General features: G+C 32.4%; 17 protein-coding genes. All 17 read left to right on the forward strand.

The genetic code is table 11. From position 1 onward, the window contains the following. The 17 genes from I5168_RS07195 to I5168_RS07275 all read left to right on the forward strand — a co-directional run bounded on the left by I5168_RS07195 (position 1) and on the right by I5168_RS07275 (position 19083). Entirely contained in the window at positions 1–2457 is a 2457-nt protein-coding gene (locus tag I5168_RS07195) for a polysaccharide biosynthesis tyrosine autokinase (protein WP_431471338.1), read from the forward strand. A gap of 12 nt (positions 2458–2469) precedes the next feature. Beyond that, positions 2470–3324 carry an ABC transporter permease gene (locus I5168_RS07200; RefSeq protein ID WP_431471339.1) on the forward strand — a complete coding sequence of 285 codons (855 nt, stop codon included), beginning with the start codon at positions 2470–2472 and terminating at the stop codon, positions 3322–3324. Positions 3325–3327: 3 nt separating this feature from the next. Continuing rightward, the gene (locus tag I5168_RS07205) at positions 3328–4605 is read left to right on the forward strand and encodes an ABC transporter ATP-binding protein (RefSeq protein WP_105019440.1); all 1278 of its coding nucleotides are present in this window, start codon (positions 3328–3330) and stop codon (positions 4603–4605) included. Position 4606: 1 nt separating this feature from the next. Next, positions 4607–5788 carry a hypothetical protein gene (locus I5168_RS07210; RefSeq protein WP_431471340.1) on the forward strand — a complete coding sequence of 394 codons (1182 nt, stop codon included), beginning with the start codon at positions 4607–4609 and terminating at the stop codon, positions 5786–5788. After that, positions 5788–6609 carry a hypothetical protein gene (locus I5168_RS07215; RefSeq protein WP_431471341.1) on the forward strand — a complete coding sequence of 274 codons (822 nt, stop codon included), beginning with the start codon at positions 5788–5790 and terminating at the stop codon, positions 6607–6609. Before I5168_RS07210 ends, I5168_RS07215 begins: the two co-directional genes overlap by 1 nt. Continuing rightward, on the forward strand, positions 6610–7473 hold the full coding sequence (locus I5168_RS07220) for a glycosyltransferase family 2 protein (protein ID WP_431471342.1): 864 nt from the start codon (positions 6610–6612) through the stop codon (positions 7471–7473). Further along, complete coding sequence (locus I5168_RS07225) at positions 7457–8395, forward strand: NAD-dependent epimerase/dehydratase family protein (RefSeq protein ID WP_431471343.1); 939 nt, start codon at positions 7457–7459, stop codon at positions 8393–8395. Before I5168_RS07220 ends, I5168_RS07225 begins: the two co-directional genes overlap by 17 nt. Then, the gene (locus I5168_RS07230; protein ID WP_431471344.1) at positions 8392–9432 is read left to right on the forward strand and encodes a glycosyltransferase; all 1041 of its coding nucleotides are present in this window, start codon (positions 8392–8394) and stop codon (positions 9430–9432) included. Before I5168_RS07225 ends, I5168_RS07230 begins: the two co-directional genes overlap by 4 nt. Positions 9433–9443: 11 nt before the next feature. Then, the gene (locus tag I5168_RS07235; protein WP_431471345.1) at positions 9444–10085 is read left to right on the forward strand and encodes a methyltransferase domain-containing protein; all 642 of its coding nucleotides are present in this window, start codon (positions 9444–9446) and stop codon (positions 10083–10085) included. A 1-nt stretch (position 10086) separates the two neighbouring features. Continuing rightward, positions 10087–11253 carry a glycosyltransferase family 4 protein gene (locus tag I5168_RS07240; protein ID WP_431471346.1) on the forward strand — a complete coding sequence of 389 codons (1167 nt, stop codon included), beginning with the start codon at positions 10087–10089 and terminating at the stop codon, positions 11251–11253. After that, positions 11250–12383 carry a glycosyltransferase gene (locus tag I5168_RS07245; RefSeq protein ID WP_431471347.1) on the forward strand — a complete coding sequence of 378 codons (1134 nt, stop codon included), beginning with the start codon at positions 11250–11252 and terminating at the stop codon, positions 12381–12383. Before I5168_RS07240 ends, I5168_RS07245 begins: the two co-directional genes overlap by 4 nt. Before the next feature lie 8 nt (positions 12384–12391). After that, entirely contained in the window at positions 12392–13270 is an 879-nt protein-coding gene (locus tag I5168_RS07250; RefSeq protein ID WP_167342335.1) for a glycosyltransferase family 2 protein, read from the forward strand. After that, positions 13270–14709, forward strand: a complete 1440-nt coding sequence (locus tag I5168_RS07255; RefSeq protein WP_431471348.1) for an MBOAT family O-acyltransferase — start codon at positions 13270–13272, stop codon at positions 14707–14709. Before I5168_RS07250 ends, I5168_RS07255 begins: the two co-directional genes overlap by 1 nt. Further along, a complete protein-coding gene (locus I5168_RS07260; RefSeq protein ID WP_431471349.1) occupies positions 14709–15614 on the forward strand; it encodes a hypothetical protein in 906 nt (301 codons plus the stop codon). The genes I5168_RS07255 and I5168_RS07260 overlap by 1 nt, the downstream gene beginning before the upstream one ends. A gap of 13 nt (positions 15615–15627) precedes the next feature. Next, positions 15628–16782 (forward strand): cytidylyltransferase domain-containing protein, encoded by a 1155-nt coding sequence (locus I5168_RS07265; RefSeq protein WP_431471350.1) that lies wholly within the window; start codon positions 15628–15630, stop codon positions 16780–16782. A gap of 115 nt (positions 16783–16897) precedes the next feature. Continuing rightward, positions 16898–18133 (forward strand): mechanosensitive ion channel family protein, encoded by a 1236-nt coding sequence (locus I5168_RS07270; RefSeq protein ID WP_431471351.1) that lies wholly within the window; start codon positions 16898–16900, stop codon positions 18131–18133. Positions 18134–18213: 80 nt separating this feature from the next. Then, positions 18214–19083 (forward strand): N-acetylneuraminate synthase family protein, encoded by an 870-nt coding sequence (locus I5168_RS07275; protein ID WP_431471352.1) that lies wholly within the window; start codon positions 18214–18216, stop codon positions 19081–19083.

Consider the following 19083-nt stretch of genomic DNA (forward strand, 5'->3'; position numbering starts at 1 on the left):
ATGTCTGAAGAAGCTAAAGATTTAGATGGCTTGTCTGGGATTTTCGACATTAGCCAATTTTTAAATAAGTTGATTAAATTGTGGTGGTTTTTCCTACTATGTTTGATAATAGGATTATCCTATGCTTATTATAAAAATCAATTTATTCAAACTTATTATAGTGCTTCTTCGTTAATAAGTATAAAGGATAATACCAATCCGTTATTTACAAGTAATCAAAGTCTCACATTTAATTGGGGTGGAACGACAGACAAGGTAACCACTGTCATTACAAAATTTAAATCGAGAACACATGCCGAGCGTGTTGTAGATGAATTACAGTTTTACATTAACTATATCAAAGAAGGCGAGTATTTCAATATTGACGCTTATAAAGCGACACCTTTCTTTATTTATGCTGATACCGCTAAAGCACAACTTTACGGGAAGAACATTCGTATTAAAGTGCTAGATCAGGATAGTTTTGAATTAAGCGCTTCCTTTTCAGCAGAAACTTCTTTGGCCTATGATTATGCCAATAAAGTGCATGAACAGGTGAAAACGCCTGTTGGAGAATGGTCACAACAATTCAAATTTGGTGATAGTATTCAACTACCTTTTCTTAATGTAGTCATTGAAAAGACAAGTGAAAACATACAAACTGGGCAATGGTTATTTAACTTCGGTAATTATTGGGCAACTGTAAATAATTACAAGGGCATCCGTATTATGCAGAAGCCAGAAGGCAGTTCTATTCTTGAATTATCCCTATCTGGAACTAATAAAGCCAGGCTCATTGATTATATAAATACAAGTTCTATTGTACTTGAAACAGAAGAATTAGAGCTTAAAAACAAATTTGCTACAGCCACGATACAATACATTGATAGCAGTTTAGTAGCTCAAATTAAGTCGGTTAAAGCAGCTGAGGACGACCTAGAAGACTTTAAAGGAAAAACCACATTATTAGATGCTCATGAACAATCTACAGATCTTAATCTAAGATTAACCGATTATGAAAAGCAGGAAACAGGTATCAAAAGACAGCTAGATTATTATGAAAATTTAGAAAATTACTTAAAAAATAAAAGTGACTATACTTTAATTCAAGCCCCATCAATTGTTGGAATTGAAGAATCCAGTATTGGTGGCGCCGTTGCAAGATTGGTTAGCTTGTCAGAAGAACGGAAAAAAAGAGAATTTTCAATGCGTGCGGACGCACCAGTTTTTCAGCAAATTGATAGAGATATTAATACGGTGAAAGAAGTGATTTTTGAAAACATCAGAAGTTCCAAGTCTTTGTTAAATAGAGATTTGAATGATTTATATTCAAAAATCAATCGAATTGAATCAGAAATTAAAAAATTACCTAAAGAACAGCAAGCATTTTTACGCAAACAAAGACAATTAGAAATTGAGCAAGATGCTTTCAATATTTTTAAAGCAAAAAAAGCAGAAGCAGAACTGGTAAAAGCAGCCAATGTAAGTGATGTATTTGTCATAGACAAAGCAAGAGACACAGGAGGTGGTGGATCCAGACGTGACGGTAATATCAATTACCTAATTGCCTTGCTTATGGCAGTAGCATTACCCGTTGGGTTAGCTTTTTTTCTTACTTTACTGGATAACTATTTACATGTACCAAAGGATTTGGAACGCATGTCGAATGTGCCGTTAATTGGGGTTATCGGTAAAATGAATCACCCAAGTAATCTTGTTGTAAATGATCAGCCTAAATCCACAATTGCAGAAGCCTTTAGAGGAATACGATCTAGTCTACATTTTATGTACAAAGGAGAAGCGTCTCATGGATGTAGAACAATCATGGTCACAAGTAGTGTAAGTGGTGAAGGAAAAACTTTTATGAGTATAAATCTTGCTACGGTTTATGCTATGAGTGGTAAGCGTACCTTGCTTATTGGTCTAGATTTAAGAAAGCCCAAAATTTTTGATGATTTCGGAATAGAGAATACAGTAGGTGTCTCTAATTACTTGGTTAATGATGCCAGCTTGGAACAAGTAATTCATAATACTCGAGTTGATAATCTAGATTTAATACTATCGGGTCCTGTACCACCTAATCCTAGTGAACTTATTTTGAGTGAGCGCGCAGGAAACCTGATTGAAGAGCTTAAAAAATCTTATGATTATATAGTTTTGGATACACCACCTTTAGGTTTGGTAGCTGATGCTTTGGAGATCGCTAAACATGCTGATGCTTCTTTGTATATGGTACGTCAAGGATACACAAAAAAGGGAATGATAGAAGTTATAAACGATAAGTACTCCAAAAATGAAATAGAAAATGTGAGTTTTGTTTTTAATTACTACGATGATCGAGGTAAGTACGGTTATGGATATGGTTACGGATATGGTTACGGATATGGAGCTTACGGTAATGGATATCACGTAAACAAAATCAAAAAACCATGGTATAAAAAAATACTGGATTATACGCTTTCGCGAAAGCGTAAATAAAAAAGAGCAACAGTGAAATCGGACAATTGGTTATACGAAATAAAGCCTAAAGGAAAATTTATTGATCTAAATTTAAAAGAGATATGGCGATACCGTGATTTATTGATTCTTTTTGTTAAACGGGATATTGTTACAGTATATAAACAAACAGTTTTAGGACCACTTTGGTTTTTAATACAACCATTATTTACAGGAGTTATTTTCACGTTGGTATTTAATAAACTAGGAGGAATAAATACTTATGGTGTGCCCAGCTTTTTGTTTAATTTATCGGGTATTACACTATGGAGTTATTTTAAAGAATCATTATCTACTACAAGCAAGACATTCCTTACCAATAGTAGTTTGTTTGGCAAAGTATATTTTCCTAGAGTTATTGCTCCTGCTAGTAAAGTCCTATCTGGATTGCTTAAATACGTAATTCAGCTAGGTATCTTTTTTGTGTTTTACTTATTCTTTTTATGGAATGGAGAAGATTTACAGTTCGGACCTTATTGGTACCTATTACCAATTCCAGTTTTTAGTGTTGCTATGCTGGGTCTTGGAGTAGGCATGATTTTAAGTAGCTTGACTACCAAATATAGAGATTTAAGTATTTTAATAGATTTTGGTATTCAATTATTAATGTATATCAGTGCTGTTATGTATTCTTTGCAGTTTGCCAGTGAAGAATTAGGAGAGTATGCTTGGGTGGTAACCTACAATCCGCTAGCCCAACTTATTGAGCTATACCGTAATATGTTACTCGATGTAGGGCAGGATAGTTTGTGGCAACTATTAATTGCGGTTGTTGTAAGCATCGCTACCCTTTTTGTAGGTCTAGTGATATTTAATCGTACAGAAAAAACTTTTATTGATACCGTTTAAATTATGAGTGAGGTTATATTAAAAGTAGAAAATATTAATAAACAATACCGTCTAGGAACAGTAGGTACTGGAACCCTAAGTCATGATTTAAATAGGTTTTGGCATAAAATACGAGGTAAAGAAGATCCTTATCTAAAGGTAGGTACGGTTAATGATCGCAGTAAAAAAGCATCAAGTGATTATGTTTGGGCATTGCGTGACATCAACTTTGAAGTAAAACGAGGTGAAATTTTAGGAATTATAGGCAAAAATGGGGCTGGTAAATCTACCTTACTTAAAATTTTGTCACGTGTCACTGCACCTACTACTGGTAGTATTAAAACAAAAGGTCGAATAGCCAGTTTACTAGAAGTAGGTACTGGAATGCATCCAGAACTCACCGGAAGGGAAAATATTTATTTAAATGGAGCTATTCTAGGAATGACTAAAGCCGAAATAGCTAGTAAACTAGAAGAGATCGTAGATTTTTCAGGCTGTGAAATGTATATAGATACACCGGTAAAAAGATATAGCAGCGGTATGCGAGTACGATTGGGATTTGCGGTTGCTGCATTTTTAGAGCCGGATATTCTTGTGGTTGACGAGGTGCTTGCGGTAGGCGATGCAGAGTTTCAAAAGAAAGCCATAGGAAAGATGAAAGATATTTCTAACACTACTGGTAGAACAGTGCTGTTCGTAAGTCATAATATGGGAGCTATAAGAGACTTATGTACTCGTGCAATAGTAATTGAAAATGGGATTTTACGTTTTGATGGAAGTACAAATGACTCTGTTTCTCATTACTTGTCATCCAACTCCCATTCAGAAGAGGATTTGGCTTCAAGAACGGATCGTTTGGGTAATCAGGCTATCAAACTAAAAAAAGTACGTATAGTAGATACGAATGAACGTTCAATTGAAGCAATAGGTCCATTTGATCCATTCAGTATAGTATTTGAGTACGAACGAGATACAAGCATTGAAATCAAAAAACTTCTAATAAGTATACAAATAATTGATGCCAATCAAAATATCATTGCAGCATTTCCAAGCGATGAATATTGTTATGATTTCAACACAAATTCTAATAGCTTTAGATTAAACATTGAAATGATGAATTTTAGATCCTCAAGCTATACCATTAACTTTTTGAGTTTTGACACTACCACTGAAACACTTAATTATATAGACAGAATTGACAATGTTTTTACATTTACTGTATTAAATACTAAGATGCATACAGAAGGTAGATTGGCCAGGCCGGGTAGTGGTGTTTTGTTAAAAGCCAAATTTAGTGATTAATATGAATATATTCCTTCTTGGAAATATCCAAACAAATTTTATTTACAATTGGTATGAAGTTATCTTTAGTCATGTAAATAATATTTCAGTTTTGCATGCACGCTCTCAAAAAATAGGATCAAAGCAAGCACCGAATTTTATTGAACAAATTGAGATTAAAAAAAAATCAAAGCTTTATGTTTTAATGATATTTTTGTTTAATATCAATTTTATTAAAATTGTTTTTTTAACCTATAAATATCAAAACAAGAGACAGTCTCTTTTTAAAACTATAAGCAAAATATTACGTTATTATCGTAATAATCAAATTTTGAAGAAAGATGTAGATTGTTACCATTTACATTTTGCTACGCTGGAGAATCTCGTGGCGACATTAGGTATCTCTCCAAAAAAATTATTAATATCCTTTTGGGGATCTGACTTACTTCGTACGGAACATCTAGGTTATGATAAGGTTGTGGCTATACTTCTCAAAAGAGCAAAATATATTACGATTCAAAATGATGATTTAAAAAAGATCATCATATCACGATTCGGCAATCAATTATCAGAAAAAATTATAGTTATAAAATTTCCATTTAAGACTTGTCACATAGAGAAATTTAAATCATTAAGTTTTAAAAATTTGCAACGAAAGGAAGGTTTTAATATACTGGTGGGACATAACGGGCATAAAGAGAACAATCACATTAAAATCTTACATCAATTAGAAAACTTGGCTTCAAGTAAAATTAATGTTCACCTATTGTTGACTTATGGGTTGAAGAATGATTATTTAAATCAAATATTAAAATTCAAGGAAACATCTAAATTAAAAATATTCTTACAATTGGATTTCTTAGAGGATAAAGATTTAATTGACTATCGCTCTAAAATGGATTTAATGATTTATGCTCCAATAAGTGATGCAATGTCTGGAACAGTTACAGAGTCGTTGTATGCTAATATTCCGGTTTTAGCAGGTAATTGGTTGCCTTATTCAATTTACCATAATAAAAATTTTCCAATATCGTTTTTCAATAAATTTTCTGAAATACCAGGTATAATTAATTCAAACGTTTTGAAACCTTCTCACGATGTATTACAATTACATAAAGAATTAGATAGAATATTTGGGACAACAAACATTTCAAGCGAATGGAGAGGTTTGTATGGGAAGTTTAGAAATACATCTTTTAATTGATGAAAAAAATTCTTGCGGTACTTGTTAATTATGGACAAGAACAGTTAAAGTATCTAGAAGAGGTGGTAAGGGAACTTTCCTCTTTTACAAAGTATGAGGTTTCTATCATCGTCCAATCCAATATTCAATTATCTATTAAAAATGTAGATATAGTAAATGTTGTTGAGTTAAATGATTACCAATTGCTACCATTGACTTGTCGTAAAGAAATTTGGAACCGTCGAAATGATTTCGATATTTTTATATACGGTGAAAATGATCATTTATTTAAAGAGCATCATGTAGATAAGCATCTTGAATATTTACAAATTCTACCCAAAAATAGAATATCGGGCCTTATTCAATACGAAGAAGATAAGTCTAATAATTATTATTACCCTGGTTATCATCTTGATTTTGAATGGGACTATAATTCTGTTGAAGTATACCAAAATAAGGTATTTGCACACTTTACGAATCTACATCAAGCGAGTTTTATTATTACAAAAACACAATTAATTGAAATTGGTGAAAAAATTAACTTTAATCATTTAGTAATAAAAGAACCGTCTTTATTTTTTAAAGTCAAGAAAAAGTTTAAAAAGTGGTTAGGCTTAAAACCTTTAAATGATCAAAACTATAGTGTTAAGTGTAAAGTTAATACGGATTTATATGAATTTGCGGGTAAGAAAAAATTAATCTGTATTTCAGAGTTCGAAGATAATCTAATACATCATTTACCAAATTTGTACATAGAAGGAGAAAAAGGCAGAAACAAGTTAAGATCAGATGATAAAAGGATGCAATTAGCCTTAAGTAAGCTTATGAGTAAAGTAAAATAAATGGAACTTTCTTTAGTTATATTGTCCTTTACTACGGATGTAAATTCCAGCGCTATTTTAGCTAATGTGATTAATAGCTTTCAAAACCATACTAAAGTTAGTTATGAAATCATCGTAATTGAAAGTGGAGAGTTAGAAAAAGCTAAAGTTATAGTGCCAGAGGAAGTTATCTTAAAACAATATATAGGAGATTCTTTTAATTTTCATAGAGCTCTTAATCAAGGTTTACAAATGGCAAGTGGGAAAAGAATATGCTTCACAAATAATGATGTTGTATTCTATAGTAATTGGTATTCCACATTAAGCAAAGTGATGGTTGATTATCATTTGCATTTGGCATCTCCTGTAGATCCTACTGATGATAAGTTATGGATGTACGATAAGAAAGGAGTAGATTGTATAATAGGGTATGAAATACAAAAGCATTTTAAAGGTTGGTGCTTTGTAGCAGAAAAAAGTGTTTTTAAGAAAATCGAAAGTTTTGACGAAGATTTTGATTTTTATTGGGCTGATAATGATTTTATTCTTGAAGTTTTAAGAGCCAATTTAAGACATGGTGTTGCATTAAATTCTAGAGTCAAACATCTTGATAAAATCAAAGAACTTGAGCTAAAAAAAATAGATCTTTTGCAATCCAAGCTAGGATCTCTTTATAATCAAATACCTGATTATATTTTAAAAAGAAATGAGTTTTGGAAAATACAAAATAAACGAATGGTAAGGGGTTTAATCAGCTATCATAAAAAATGGGGTAATCCAAGAGTCTTAAATAAAAGAATTAAATTGGCATCTCATTTACAAAAAATTAATTTGGGCTTTCTCAATCGTATCGTATTATATCGAAAATATGTCAGAAAAAAATAAGATTTTAATTACAGGAGTAGCTGGAAATGTAGGTAGTGCTTTAGCCAATTATTTACTTGCTAATAAATATGAGGTAGTAGGTGTGGATAATTTATCTACTGGAGCTATCTCAAAATTACCTGTTCATGATAATTTTACTTTTGTAAAACTTGATGTAAATGATATTCAGGCATTATCTCAAGTCATGTTGTCTAGACAATTTGATTATGTTTTTCATTATGCTGCAGTAGTAGGAGTACAGCGCACTTTAGATAATCCGATAAACGTCTTAAATGATATTCAAGGAATTAAGAATATTCTGGAATTATCAAAAAACACAGGAGTAAAAAAAGTGGCCTTTTCCTCAAGCAGTGAGGTATATGGAGAACCTGTAAGTTTACCGCAAATTGAAAATATAACGCCTTTAAACTCTAAATTACCTTACGCAGTGGTCAAAAATGTTGGTGAGGCTTATTTTAAGTCTTATCATCAAGAATACGGTTTGGATTATGTGATTTTTAGATTCTTCAACACTTATGGTCCAAATCAAAGTGAGGATTTTGTAATTCCTAAATTATTGAGACAAGCACTACACGGTAAAGATATTACAGTATATGGTGATGGTTGCCAAAGTAGGACATTCTGTTATATAGATGATAATATAGAAGCTAGTTGTGCTATTTTTTTTAACGATGAGTTTTCAAATGATGTTTATAATATAGGTAGTGATAAAGTCTATTCGGTGAAGGAATTAGCAGAATTATTAGTTAAGGTAACGGGTAGTGATTCTAAGCTCATTCATTTACCGGCACTTGAAGAAGGTGATATGACCAGAAGGCAACCAGATATCTCAAAAATGAAAGCAATTCTAAATCGTGAGTTAGTTCCTCTGGAAGAAGGGATACAAAAATTGATTAATTTCTACAGTAGTAAAAGCGAATGAGGAAAGGTGTAAATCCTGTAAAAGGTGGAAAGCCAGTGGTTAAGGAACCTTGTGATCATAGAGTTCTTATTCCTTTGTTCATTCCTCACGAAGAAGACTATTTTAAGGATGCTTATCGCATTTTTATACTTTGTTTAGAGTCTATCTTAAAAACCGCAAACTCAAAAGTAAAAGTATCTATAATTAGTAATAAATGTTGTGACGCCGTTAACCAACGTTTATTAAAATTGTACAAAGACAAGCAAATCGATGAACTGATTATCGAACGTGAAGGTATAGGTAAAATTAATAGTTTACTAAAAGCTCTTCGCACGGTAGAAGAAAGATTAATTACTATTACAGATGCAGATGTACTCTTTCTTCAAAATTGGGAAAAGGAGGTTGTAAAAGTATTTGAAGAATTTCCTAAAGCTGGAGCAGTTTGTCCAGTTCCTGTATTCAGAAAGCAATTTGATCTCACCTATAATATTTGGAGAAATTATTTTTTTTCAAATAAACTTAAGTTTTCTAAAGTTAAAGATCTGCCAGCTCTTGAAAAATTCGCTACAAGCATAGGTTGGACGCATTTACCAGAGGAATTTGGAGATACTATTGCGACTCTAGAATCAACTTCAGGTCATAAGGCAGTAGTAGGTTGTTCCCATTTCGTAGCTACTTACAAGCGTGAGGTTTTTAAAGAATTACCAATCAATAATTCACCTTATCTAATTGATGGAGATAGCGAGCTTTTATATTTGGATTTACCAGTTATCAAAAAAGGCGGATATAGATTATCCACATATTCGAATAATGCGTTTCATTTGGGTAATGTGCATGAATCATGGATGGAAAAAGAATTCGAACAACTCATTGAAAAAGATAATAAATTTATAGACTACACATACTTAAGTAATATATCAACTTCAACATTTTCTTATTATTTGGATAACGTTATTTTTAAAAAAATATTTAAGAAAAAAAGTATATTAAAATGGGTGCTAAAGCGCAAGGGTTTAAATAACTCTCAGTTATTTAATTATCTTGATAGGAAATATTAAAATAATATTTGATGAAGAGAGTTTTTAAAAAAATTGTTTTATGGTTTTCACCTAAAAAACCTCAATACTTATCTCATGATAATTTCTGGGTTCAGGATGTCGGTTTTTCGAAAATTGAAGATCGTTTTTCTTTCTTTCTAAATATTTGTGATCAAAAAAATGTAATTCATTTTGGTTGTACAGATTGGCCCATTTTTGAACCATCTTACAATCTGCATATAAAATTATCAAAAGTTGCAAATAAATTACATGGTTTTGATATAGATATCGATGGTATTGAAAACTTGAAAAAGTACGTAAACCAACCTTATTTCAGCAAAATCGAAGAGGTAAAAGAGAGCTACGATGTTTGCCTGGTTCCTGAAACTATAGAACATGTAGACAATGTAGCAGAATTTTTAAAAAACATATCCAAAGTTCAAGCAAGTACTTTTTATATTACAGCACCTAATTGCTTTGCACAAACTCACATGCAACGTAATCACTATTTAGAAACATCAATAAAGGAAGTAGTACATCCAGATCATAATTGCTGGTACAGTCCTTATACTCTTAAAAACGTAATAGAGAAATATTCTACACTTCAAGTTGAAGAAGTTTTTCTATTATATAAAGATACTATGGTGTGTTGCAAAGCAGTTCAGAAGAGGTAAGATGAGCTCATTAAAAAAAAGAATAAAATTTTTGTTTGGTTACTTCTTATTTCTGTCTTTTAAAACGAAAAAGATTCCAAAAATTGTAAATTCCGATATAATCTTTTTTTTACCTTATTATCATTTAGGTGGAGCTGAACAGGTTCACCTTGATATTATTAAAGCTATATCCAATAAACAAGTAACTGTAATATTTACCCATTTATCTGCAACCAATCATTTTAAAGAAAAGTTTTCTAGTCATGCTTATATAATTGAATTAAATTCAATTATTAATAAAAAAAGTTCTTTTCTCAATAAAAAACTATTTAAAACTATTGCGAGAGCAATAAATTCAAGCGAAAGTATAACTAAGGTTTTGGGTTGTAACACAGATTATTTTTACGAAATATTACCGCTGTTAAATAAACCTGCTATAGATTTAATTCACTCTATTGCACCCAACGACACTAGAAAAGCGATGTTTGCTGAAGCTGATTCTTTACTTTCAAAACGTATAGTTATTAATAATTATACAAGAAATCAATTGTATGAAATTGTAAAAACTCATACTGGAAATATCACTCAACAAAATAAGATTAATGTTATTCCAAATGGCGTTGAAATAAATAATAATTATTTAAGTGATAATGACCTTAAATATAGAATAGGATTTATAGGAAGATGGTCCTTAGAAAAAAGACCTGAACTATTTCTAGAGCTTGCAAAAAAACTTAAAATCGATTTTCCTCATTTGGAGTTCGTAATGGCTGGTAGTGCTATGAATTTACATGATGAAGAAATTACTAAAGCTGGTGTGAAAAATTTGGGAAGTATTAAGGACAAACAAAAGCTAAAGAATATCTATAAATCCTTAGATTTTTTAATAATAACCTCTACGTACGAAGGTTTTCCCATGGTTATGATGGAATCTATGCCTTTTGGGGTTATTCCTGTTTGTACAGATGTGGGTGGAATCCACGAGCATATTAACCATGAAGTCAACGGTTTTTTGATAAACGAGGAACAAAATAAGGATATAGTCTTATCAATGGTAAATTTAATCTCTTATTTGTATCAAAATCAAAAAATAATATCTAAAATTTCGGAAGAAACAGCAAGCTATGCAAGTCAAAATTTTGATATTGAAAAGTTTAATGATTCATATAAGAAGTTGTTATTAGAATGAAACTACTTACCCTTTCTATCCCTAATCATCATTTCTTTCAATGGATCAATCAATTGGAAGATAGCGATATTGAGGTATACTGGATGGATGTAACCGATTCTGGATACAGCCCTAGAATTCCTTGGGTAAATCAAATTACTGGCTGGCGTCTAAAAAAAGATTATCCTGGACGCACGTTTCTTAAGAGACATGCTCAACGATTATATAGTTTCCTAAATAAATACAATGAACGTAGTGCAGAAGAAAAACTTCAATCAATAATCTCAAAGTTACAACCAGATCTAATTCATTGTTTTGAAATGAGGCTTTCAGGTGTTCCTTTTCAAAAAGTATGGGACTCAGTAAACACTCCAATTATTTATAGTTCTTGGGGTAGCGATGTGTATGATTTTAAAAATTTAGGTTTATCTCAAAGTGAGGTAACAACCTTTTTAAAAAGGGTCGATTTTTTAATTACCGATTGTAAAAGGGATTACTCATTAGCTCAAGAATTAGGGTTTTCTGGAAATTTTCTTGGTGTTTTACCTGGTAATGGTGGTATTAACCTACCCTTAGAAAATAGCTTGGCTATTGAAGAGCGTTCTTTAATAATGATTAAAGGATATGACGATGGAGTTGGGCAAGCTCGAGTAGCTCTACAAGCTCTAGAGCTTGTTAATAAAGAGCTTATTGCTGATTATAAGATATTTATTTACAGTGCAGATGAGCTAGTGTTGAGATACGTTGATAAATCACCCTTATTTCAAACCGTTTCTAATACTCTTATCAAGAGAGGAGATTTTATACCCAATGATCAACTGCTTAAAAAGATGGGAAGAGCACTGTTACATATAGGTTTAAGCACAAGTGATGGAATGCCTAATTCCTTGTTAGAAGCTATGGGAATGGGTGCGTTTCCTATTCAATCTAATCCTGGTGGATCTACTCAAGAAGTTATAGAGCATAATAAAAACGGATTTATAATTCATGATCCTAAAAATGTTGAAGAGGTTAAAAAAGCAATTGAAATAGCTTTAAAAAAAACAAATTTGATTCAAAAAGCTAGGGACTTCAACACGCGTTATATTGATACTTACTACAATCGTGGTAAATTGCGAGCATCAATTCAAGAGATTTATTCATCTATCTAAAATCAATAATGACATTCTCCTATTTAATCGTTACTAGAAATAGACCTAATGATTTGGAAATTACCTTAGGGAAGCTTCAGGAACTAGTTCGTTCTAATTTTGACGAAGTTCTTGTATTTATTGATGGTTGCAGTAAGACAGAATATCTCAAAAATCGATTTCCATGGGTGAAATGGACAATTTCTAAGGTTCAGTTAGGAGCTTCTCCTGCTAGGAATAAGCTTTACTCTTTGGCTCAAAATGACATTCTAATAGGCTTGGACGACGATGCTCATCCTTTAGAGGTAGACTTTAAATCAAAAGTGATATCTCGCTTTCGCGAAAGCGAGAAAACAGCTATCATCGCTTTTCAGGAAATTACTGGGGTTTTTAAAGACGATCTTGATGCTCTTTCAAAAAAGCGTAAAGGAGCTGATTATTACACTAATGAGTTTGTAGGTTGCGGTTTTGCGATTAGGAAAGAAGTATATGATAGTATAGCTGGTTTTCCCAAATGGATGGATATTTATGGTGAAGAGACTGCAGTCGCTTTGCAGGTGTTAGATAGAGGATTTGACGTTCTTTACTCTTATGATATAGCTGTGAATCACAGAAAGGATTCCCTAGCTCGTAGAAAAACAGGAGCCAACTATTTTAGATTTGAAAAACAATTAATTAATACCATTGCTTTATACATAATCTACTACCCAAAGCCAATTAAAAAAATACTTAAGGTTATCTGGCACAATGGTAGAAAGTATGCCTTTCAAGATGCTACTTATTTAAAATGTTATTTTCGAGCTGTTTTTAAAGCGATAGGTAGAGTGCCAATGTTCATAAAGAACCGAAAACCTGTAAAAGGATCTACTGTTATCAGGCGTAACAATTTACAAGGAATACAGTACTAATGTTGTTTAATTCACTTGATTTTGCGGTTTTTCTACCTGTAGTATTCTTGATTTACTGGATATTACTTAATAGAAATTTACGGATTCAAAATCTATTTTTATTAATTGCTAGTTATTTGTTTTATGGCTGGTGGGATATACGTTTTCTAGGGTTAATTGTTTGGAGTTCATTAGTTGATTATTGGATAGGAATTTCCTTATCTCGTGTTACTAAGCCCCAATATAGAAAACTACTTTTATCACTTAGTTTACTTATGAATATAGGTTTGCTTGGTTTTTTCAAGTATTTCAATTTTTTCATTGAAAGTTTTGCTCAGGCTTATAGTTTATTTGGCGCTCAAATCAACCCATCACGATTGGATATCATCCTTCCAGTAGGAATTAGTTTTTATACCTTTCAAACATTAAGTTACACTATAGATGTATATAGGAAAAAGCTAAGCCCAACGAAAGACATCGTAGCTTTTTTTGCGTTTGTAAGTTTTTTTCCACAGCTGGTTGCAGGACCTATTGAACGAGCAACTAATTTACTACCTCAGTTTTTTAAAAAGCGAAGATTCAATTACGCTACTGCTACAGATGGTTGTAAACAAATTCTTTGGGGCCTAGCAAAAAAGGTGATAATAGCAGATCAATGCGCTCGATATGCAAATGATATTTTTAACAATCACGATCAATATTCGGGTAGTACACTTGTAGTAGGAGCCTTTTTCTTTACATTCCAAATTTATGGGGATTTTTCAGGATATTCAGATATCGCAATAGGCACAGCAAAATTATTCGGATTTAATTTGAAGAAAAACTTTGCAACCCCTTATTTTTCAAGAGATATAGCCGAATTTTGGCGTAGGTGGCATATTTCTCTATCAACATGGTTTAGAGACTATTTATACATTCCTTTAGGAGGAAGTCGAGTAGGTAAGTGGCTCAATGTGAGAAATGTCTTTATTGTTTTTATTGTTAGTGGCTTTTGGCATGGAGCAAACTGGACATTTGTCATATGGGGAACTTTCAATGCAATCTTGTTCTTGCCACTACTTTTAAGCAACCGTAATAGAAGTAACCTGGATACTGTAGCATCCGGGAGATTTATTCCTCATATAAAGGAAGTTTTTCAGATATTCATAACATTCCTTCTTACAATGGTAGCTTGGATATTTTTTAGAGCAGATAATTTATCTCACGCTGTTTCCTATATTTCTAAGATTTTCTCTAGCTCTATAATTGTTTTACCTGAAATAAGGCCATTTAATATGTTTTTATACTTGCTATTCTTTATTTTATTTGAATGGATAGGTCGTGAACGGGAACATGTATTAAATCATAGATTTTTCAATTCTTATAATTGGTTTAAATATCCATTATACTTTATACTGATGGCGCTTATACTTATTCATAGTAATGGTACTCCAGAAGAATTTATATATTTTCAATTCTAATGAGGAGGTTTTTACTACATAGTATTATACTTTTAATCGCTTTTTTTGTTTTTGATAAAGCAGCTTATTTTATTTTATCAGGTTATGCTAAAATTCAAGAAGACAATAGGTTGGAGTTGCTTTTGAATGGCGAGCTTCAACATGATATTATCGTCTTGGGTTCTTCCCGTGGAGCTAGCAATATTGATGCATTTCAATTAGAAAAACACTTACAAAAAACTACCTATAATTTATCGTATCGTGGTAGTGATGTGCGATTTCAAGAATTAATTTTCAGAAAATACCTAGAGCATCACAGTGCGCCAGAGAAAGTTTTATTGGTTGTTGATAATCCTTATGCAATTTTAAAAGAATCTACTTTGGGCATGCGCTATGATAGACTTTACCCATTAGCTCATTACAATGAAGTGAATTCCATATTAATTGAGAAAAATCAACATTCATGGGTATCTTCATTTTTGTATTTCCTTAGAGTTCATCCCAATCAACTAGTGTTTAATAAAGAAAAACAGAAATCAAAATTTCCTTTTAATTCAAGAGGTTCACAGCTTTTGCCAGATAGAAGTACCTCTTCTAACAATCTAACTTTTGAAACTACAGTAAACTACTCAAATAAAAATATTGATTCGGCAAAGGTTGACTCCTTTAAAGAAATTCAAAGATTATGTTTGAAAAATGATATTCAATTATATTTCGTTTTTTCACCAGACTACTATCAGTTTAACGAAAGATTTTACAATGAGTTTAAAACAGAGTTTAACTCTAAAGCAAATTTTATAAAATACTCGATTCAAAATACTGAATACAAGAATGCTTCGAACTTTTATGATATATCCCATTTAAACCATAGAGGAACTCGTATTTTTACTCAAGAAGTGGCAGAATCTTTATTAAAGACCAATTAATACTTAAAGGAAAATGAAAACCATAGGCTTTATCCCACTAAGAGCAGGATCAAAAGGAATACCTGGAAAAAACAAAAAGAAAATGTTAGGTAGGCCATTATTCTGTTGGTCTTTAGGAGCTGCAATAGCTTCTCAATTAGATGAGGTTTATGTGTATACTGATGATTCAGATATCTTAGACTTTGTTAAACGAGAATACCACTGGACAGATAAAATAAAAGCAGTCAAACGCCTAAGCTCAAACGCCACGGATACTGCCAGTACAGAAAGTGCAATGATCGATTTTATTAGAGATGAAGATCCTGATTTTGATATTATATGTCTGCTACAAGCTACATCTCCTTTTACTACTGCCGTAGATATCAACGCTTGTTTACAAGAAATTAAAAACGGCAAGCACAGCGCTATGACAGTGGTAAATACACATCGTTTTACCTGGAGTTCAAACGGTGAGCCTCAAAATTATGATGTGTTTAATAGACCTAGACGTCAGGATTTTGAAGGGCTGTTGATTGAAAATGGGGCTGTATATGTGACTGTAAAAGAGAAGTGGTTTGAGACTAAAAATCGTGTTTCTGGTGAAATAGGTTTAGTTCATATGCACGAGGATTCTTTAACCGAAATTGATAGTAAGTCCGATTGGGATGTTGTAGAATTACTGCTTTCGCGAAAGCTAAAACAAAACAAGCAAACCCAACCTATAACACACCTAGTACTGGATGTTGATGGCGTGTTTACCGATGGCTGCGTTTATTACGATAGTCAGGGAGAACTCATGAAAAAATTTGACATGAGAGATGGTATGGGATTAGAAATTTTAAGACAAAACGAAGTTGAGGTCATGGTGATGACTTCAGAAGATTCAGACATAGTCGCAAGTAGGATGAAAAAACTTAAAATTGAAAATACGTATTTAGGCGTCAAGGATAAATACAGTCTTTTATCTAGAATCGCCAGCGATAAAGGAATTGCTTTTTCAAATATTGCCTATGTAGGTGATGACGTAAATGATCTGGCAAACATTTGTGCAGCAGGATGGTCTTTTACTCCTCACAATGCAACTAGAGAAGTCAAATCACACGCTGATGTTACTTTATCCAACGATAGTGCATCGGGTGCTATACGTGAGGTATGCGAATTCATCATGAGATACAATAACAGGTTTTAGTGAACTTAAAAAGATCCAGTTTTATCCAGACTCAAGATTACCTTTAATGTTATTCTAAATACAAAGGCTGTCTAGCGTAGTACTCCTATTTTTGTGTGATTATTAAACGTAAGTTATGAAGCACATTATCTATGATTTTCTTATTGAAAGTGGATTTACACCTCAAGTTGCGAGTTATTTAAATATGCTGGCACTTCTGCTTCTGTTACTTGTTGTAGCCTTAATACTTGACTTCATATTTACCTTAATTTTTAGGAGAATATCCAATGTAGTTGCTACTAGGACTAAAACAAACTTTGATGATATTTTAATCGATAACAAGTTACCTACCTATGCAGCTCATATAGTGCCGTTACTTCTAGTTTATGAAGCTGTCCCTTATATTTTTACAGATTTTGACTATGTGTCCAATCTAGCTGAAAAATCAATTAGAATACTAGGTATCTTACTTAGTCTATACATCATTAAAAGCTTTTTGTTATCCATAAGGAATTACCTTAAAACTATTGATCGTTATAAAAATAAGCCTATCTATAGCTACATACAGGTTTTTATGATCGTGGCCTGGTTGCTTGCGATTTTCTCCATTTTTGCAACAATAACGGGAGTTTCTTTTTGGAAATTCATAACCGGACTAGGTGCGGCATCGGCAATTATAATTTTGGTATTTAGAGATAGTATTTTAGGATTTGTTGCCAGTATTCAAGTTACTGTGAACGACATGGTGCGTATAGGCGATTGGATAACCTTTGAAAAATACGGTGCCGATGGTGATGTAATAGAAATTACCCTAGCTACAGTAAAAGTTCAAAATTGGGATAAAACTATTACCACTATTCCTACCTATGCCTTGATTTCAGATTCGTTTAAAAACTGGAGAGGAATGACAGCATCTGGAGGAAGAAGGATTAAGCGATCTGTAATTATTAAAGCGTCCACAATTAAGTTTTTAACTCCTATAGAAATTCAAAAATTAAAGGATATTCAGTTAATTACGGATTATCTGGAACAAAGGGACGAAATCATTAATGCACACAATGAACAAAATCAAATTAATAAAGAGGCATTAATTAACGGCCGTAACATGACCAATTTTGGTGTATTTAGAAAGTACCTACAAACTTACATTGAAAACCACTCGGCGGTTCATAAAGACATGACTTATATGGTCAGGCAACTAGAACAAACACCACATGGAATACCGTTAGAAATATACTGTTTCAGTAAAGATCAACGATGGGTCAATTATGAATATATAATGGGAGATATTTTTGATCACGTGCTTGCGTCGGTAAAATTCTTTGATTTAGAGGTTTATGAATATTATACAACTACTGACCAACTCAAATAACCAAAAACTTACCTCAATTTGAGAAATATACTTTCTAAATAATCACATTTCCTTACCTTGCGATAGTTAATTTTCTCCTAATGAACTATCACAAACCCTATATAATTGCAGAGATTGGATGTAATCATAAAGGTGATATGGAAATCGCCAAAGAACTTATAAAAGTTGCTGCAATTTTTTGTAAAGCCGATGCAGTTAAATTTCAAAAAAGAAATAACAAAGAATTATTAACTGAAGAGCAATATAACGCACCACATCCCAATCCTGTCAATAGTTATGGTGATACCTATGGAGCACATAGAGAATATCTAGAATTCAATGTGCAGCAGCACCAAGAATTGATGGATTACTGTGAAGAAATGGGAATTACTTACAGTACTAGCGTTTGGGATACAAGTAGCGCACAAGAAATAGCCTCGTTGAATCCTGAGTTTATAAAAATTCCAAGTGCTTGTAATAATCATTTTGAAATGCTAGAATGGTTGTGTGATCATTATAAGGGTGAAATACACTGTTCTACAGGAATGACAACACCCGATGAAATAGAACAACTAGTGCAATTCTTTGAGCGTAAAGGTCGTGCCCAAGATCTCGTACTATACAATTGTACTAGTGGATATCCAGTACCTTTTGAAGACATTTGTTTGTTGGATATTATTACACTTAGAGAAAAATATCAAAGCAGGATAAAACAAATTGGATTCTCTGGTCATCATTTAGGCATAGCTGCCGATGTTGCTGCCTATACATTGGGTGCTCCCATAGTAGAACGTCACTATACACTGGATCGCACCTGGAAAGGTACAGATCACAGTGCCTCATTAGAGCCTAATGGTTTGCGTAAATTAGCGAGAGATTTAAGAGCTGTACACAGGGCATTGACTCATAAATCACAAGATATATTGCCTATTGAACAAGTTCAACGGGATAAACTGAAATATAGAAAGTAA

It is taken from the genome of Nonlabens sp. SCSIO 43208 (assembly GCF_050703575.1).
Classification (GTDB): domain Bacteria; phylum Bacteroidota; class Bacteroidia; order Flavobacteriales; family Flavobacteriaceae; genus Nonlabens; species Nonlabens tegetincola.

Excerpts from the sequence above, each read along its gene's own strand:
- I5168_RS07215 (WP_431471341.1), top strand. The coding sequence starts at position 5,788 with ATGAAAAAAATTCTTGCGGTACTTGTTAATTATGGACAAGAACAGTTA.
- I5168_RS07275 (WP_431471352.1), top strand. The coding sequence starts at position 18,214 with ATGAACTATCACAAACCCTATATAATTGCAGAGATTGGATGTAATCAT.
- I5168_RS07270 (WP_431471351.1), top strand. The coding sequence starts at position 16,898 with ATGAAGCACATTATCTATGATTTTCTTATTGAAAGTGGATTTACACCT.
- I5168_RS07220 (WP_431471342.1), top strand. The coding sequence starts at position 6,610 with ATGGAACTTTCTTTAGTTATATTGTCCTTTACTACGGATGTAAATTCC.
- I5168_RS07195 (WP_431471338.1), top strand. The coding sequence starts at position 1 with ATGTCTGAAGAAGCTAAAGATTTAGATGGCTTGTCTGGGATTTTCGAC.
- I5168_RS07265 (WP_431471350.1), top strand. The coding sequence starts at position 15,628 with ATGAAAACCATAGGCTTTATCCCACTAAGAGCAGGATCAAAAGGAATA.
- I5168_RS07240 (WP_431471346.1), top strand. The coding sequence starts at position 10,087 with ATGAGCTCATTAAAAAAAAGAATAAAATTTTTGTTTGGTTACTTCTTA.
- I5168_RS07235 (WP_431471345.1), top strand. The coding sequence starts at position 9,444 with ATGAAGAGAGTTTTTAAAAAAATTGTTTTATGGTTTTCACCTAAAAAA.
- I5168_RS07255 (WP_431471348.1), top strand. The coding sequence starts at position 13,270 with ATGTTGTTTAATTCACTTGATTTTGCGGTTTTTCTACCTGTAGTATTC.
- I5168_RS07210 (WP_431471340.1), top strand. The coding sequence starts at position 4,607 with ATGAATATATTCCTTCTTGGAAATATCCAAACAAATTTTATTTACAAT.
- I5168_RS07245 (WP_431471347.1), top strand. The coding sequence starts at position 11,250 with ATGAAACTACTTACCCTTTCTATCCCTAATCATCATTTCTTTCAATGG.
- I5168_RS07225 (WP_431471343.1), top strand. The coding sequence starts at position 7,457 with ATGTCAGAAAAAAATAAGATTTTAATTACAGGAGTAGCTGGAAATGTA.
- I5168_RS07250 (WP_167342335.1), top strand. The coding sequence starts at position 12,392 with ATGACATTCTCCTATTTAATCGTTACTAGAAATAGACCTAATGATTTG.
- I5168_RS07260 (WP_431471349.1), top strand. The coding sequence starts at position 14,709 with ATGAGGAGGTTTTTACTACATAGTATTATACTTTTAATCGCTTTTTTT.
- I5168_RS07205 (WP_105019440.1), top strand. The coding sequence starts at position 3,328 with ATGAGTGAGGTTATATTAAAAGTAGAAAATATTAATAAACAATACCGT.
- I5168_RS07230 (WP_431471344.1), top strand. The coding sequence starts at position 8,392 with ATGAGGAAAGGTGTAAATCCTGTAAAAGGTGGAAAGCCAGTGGTTAAG.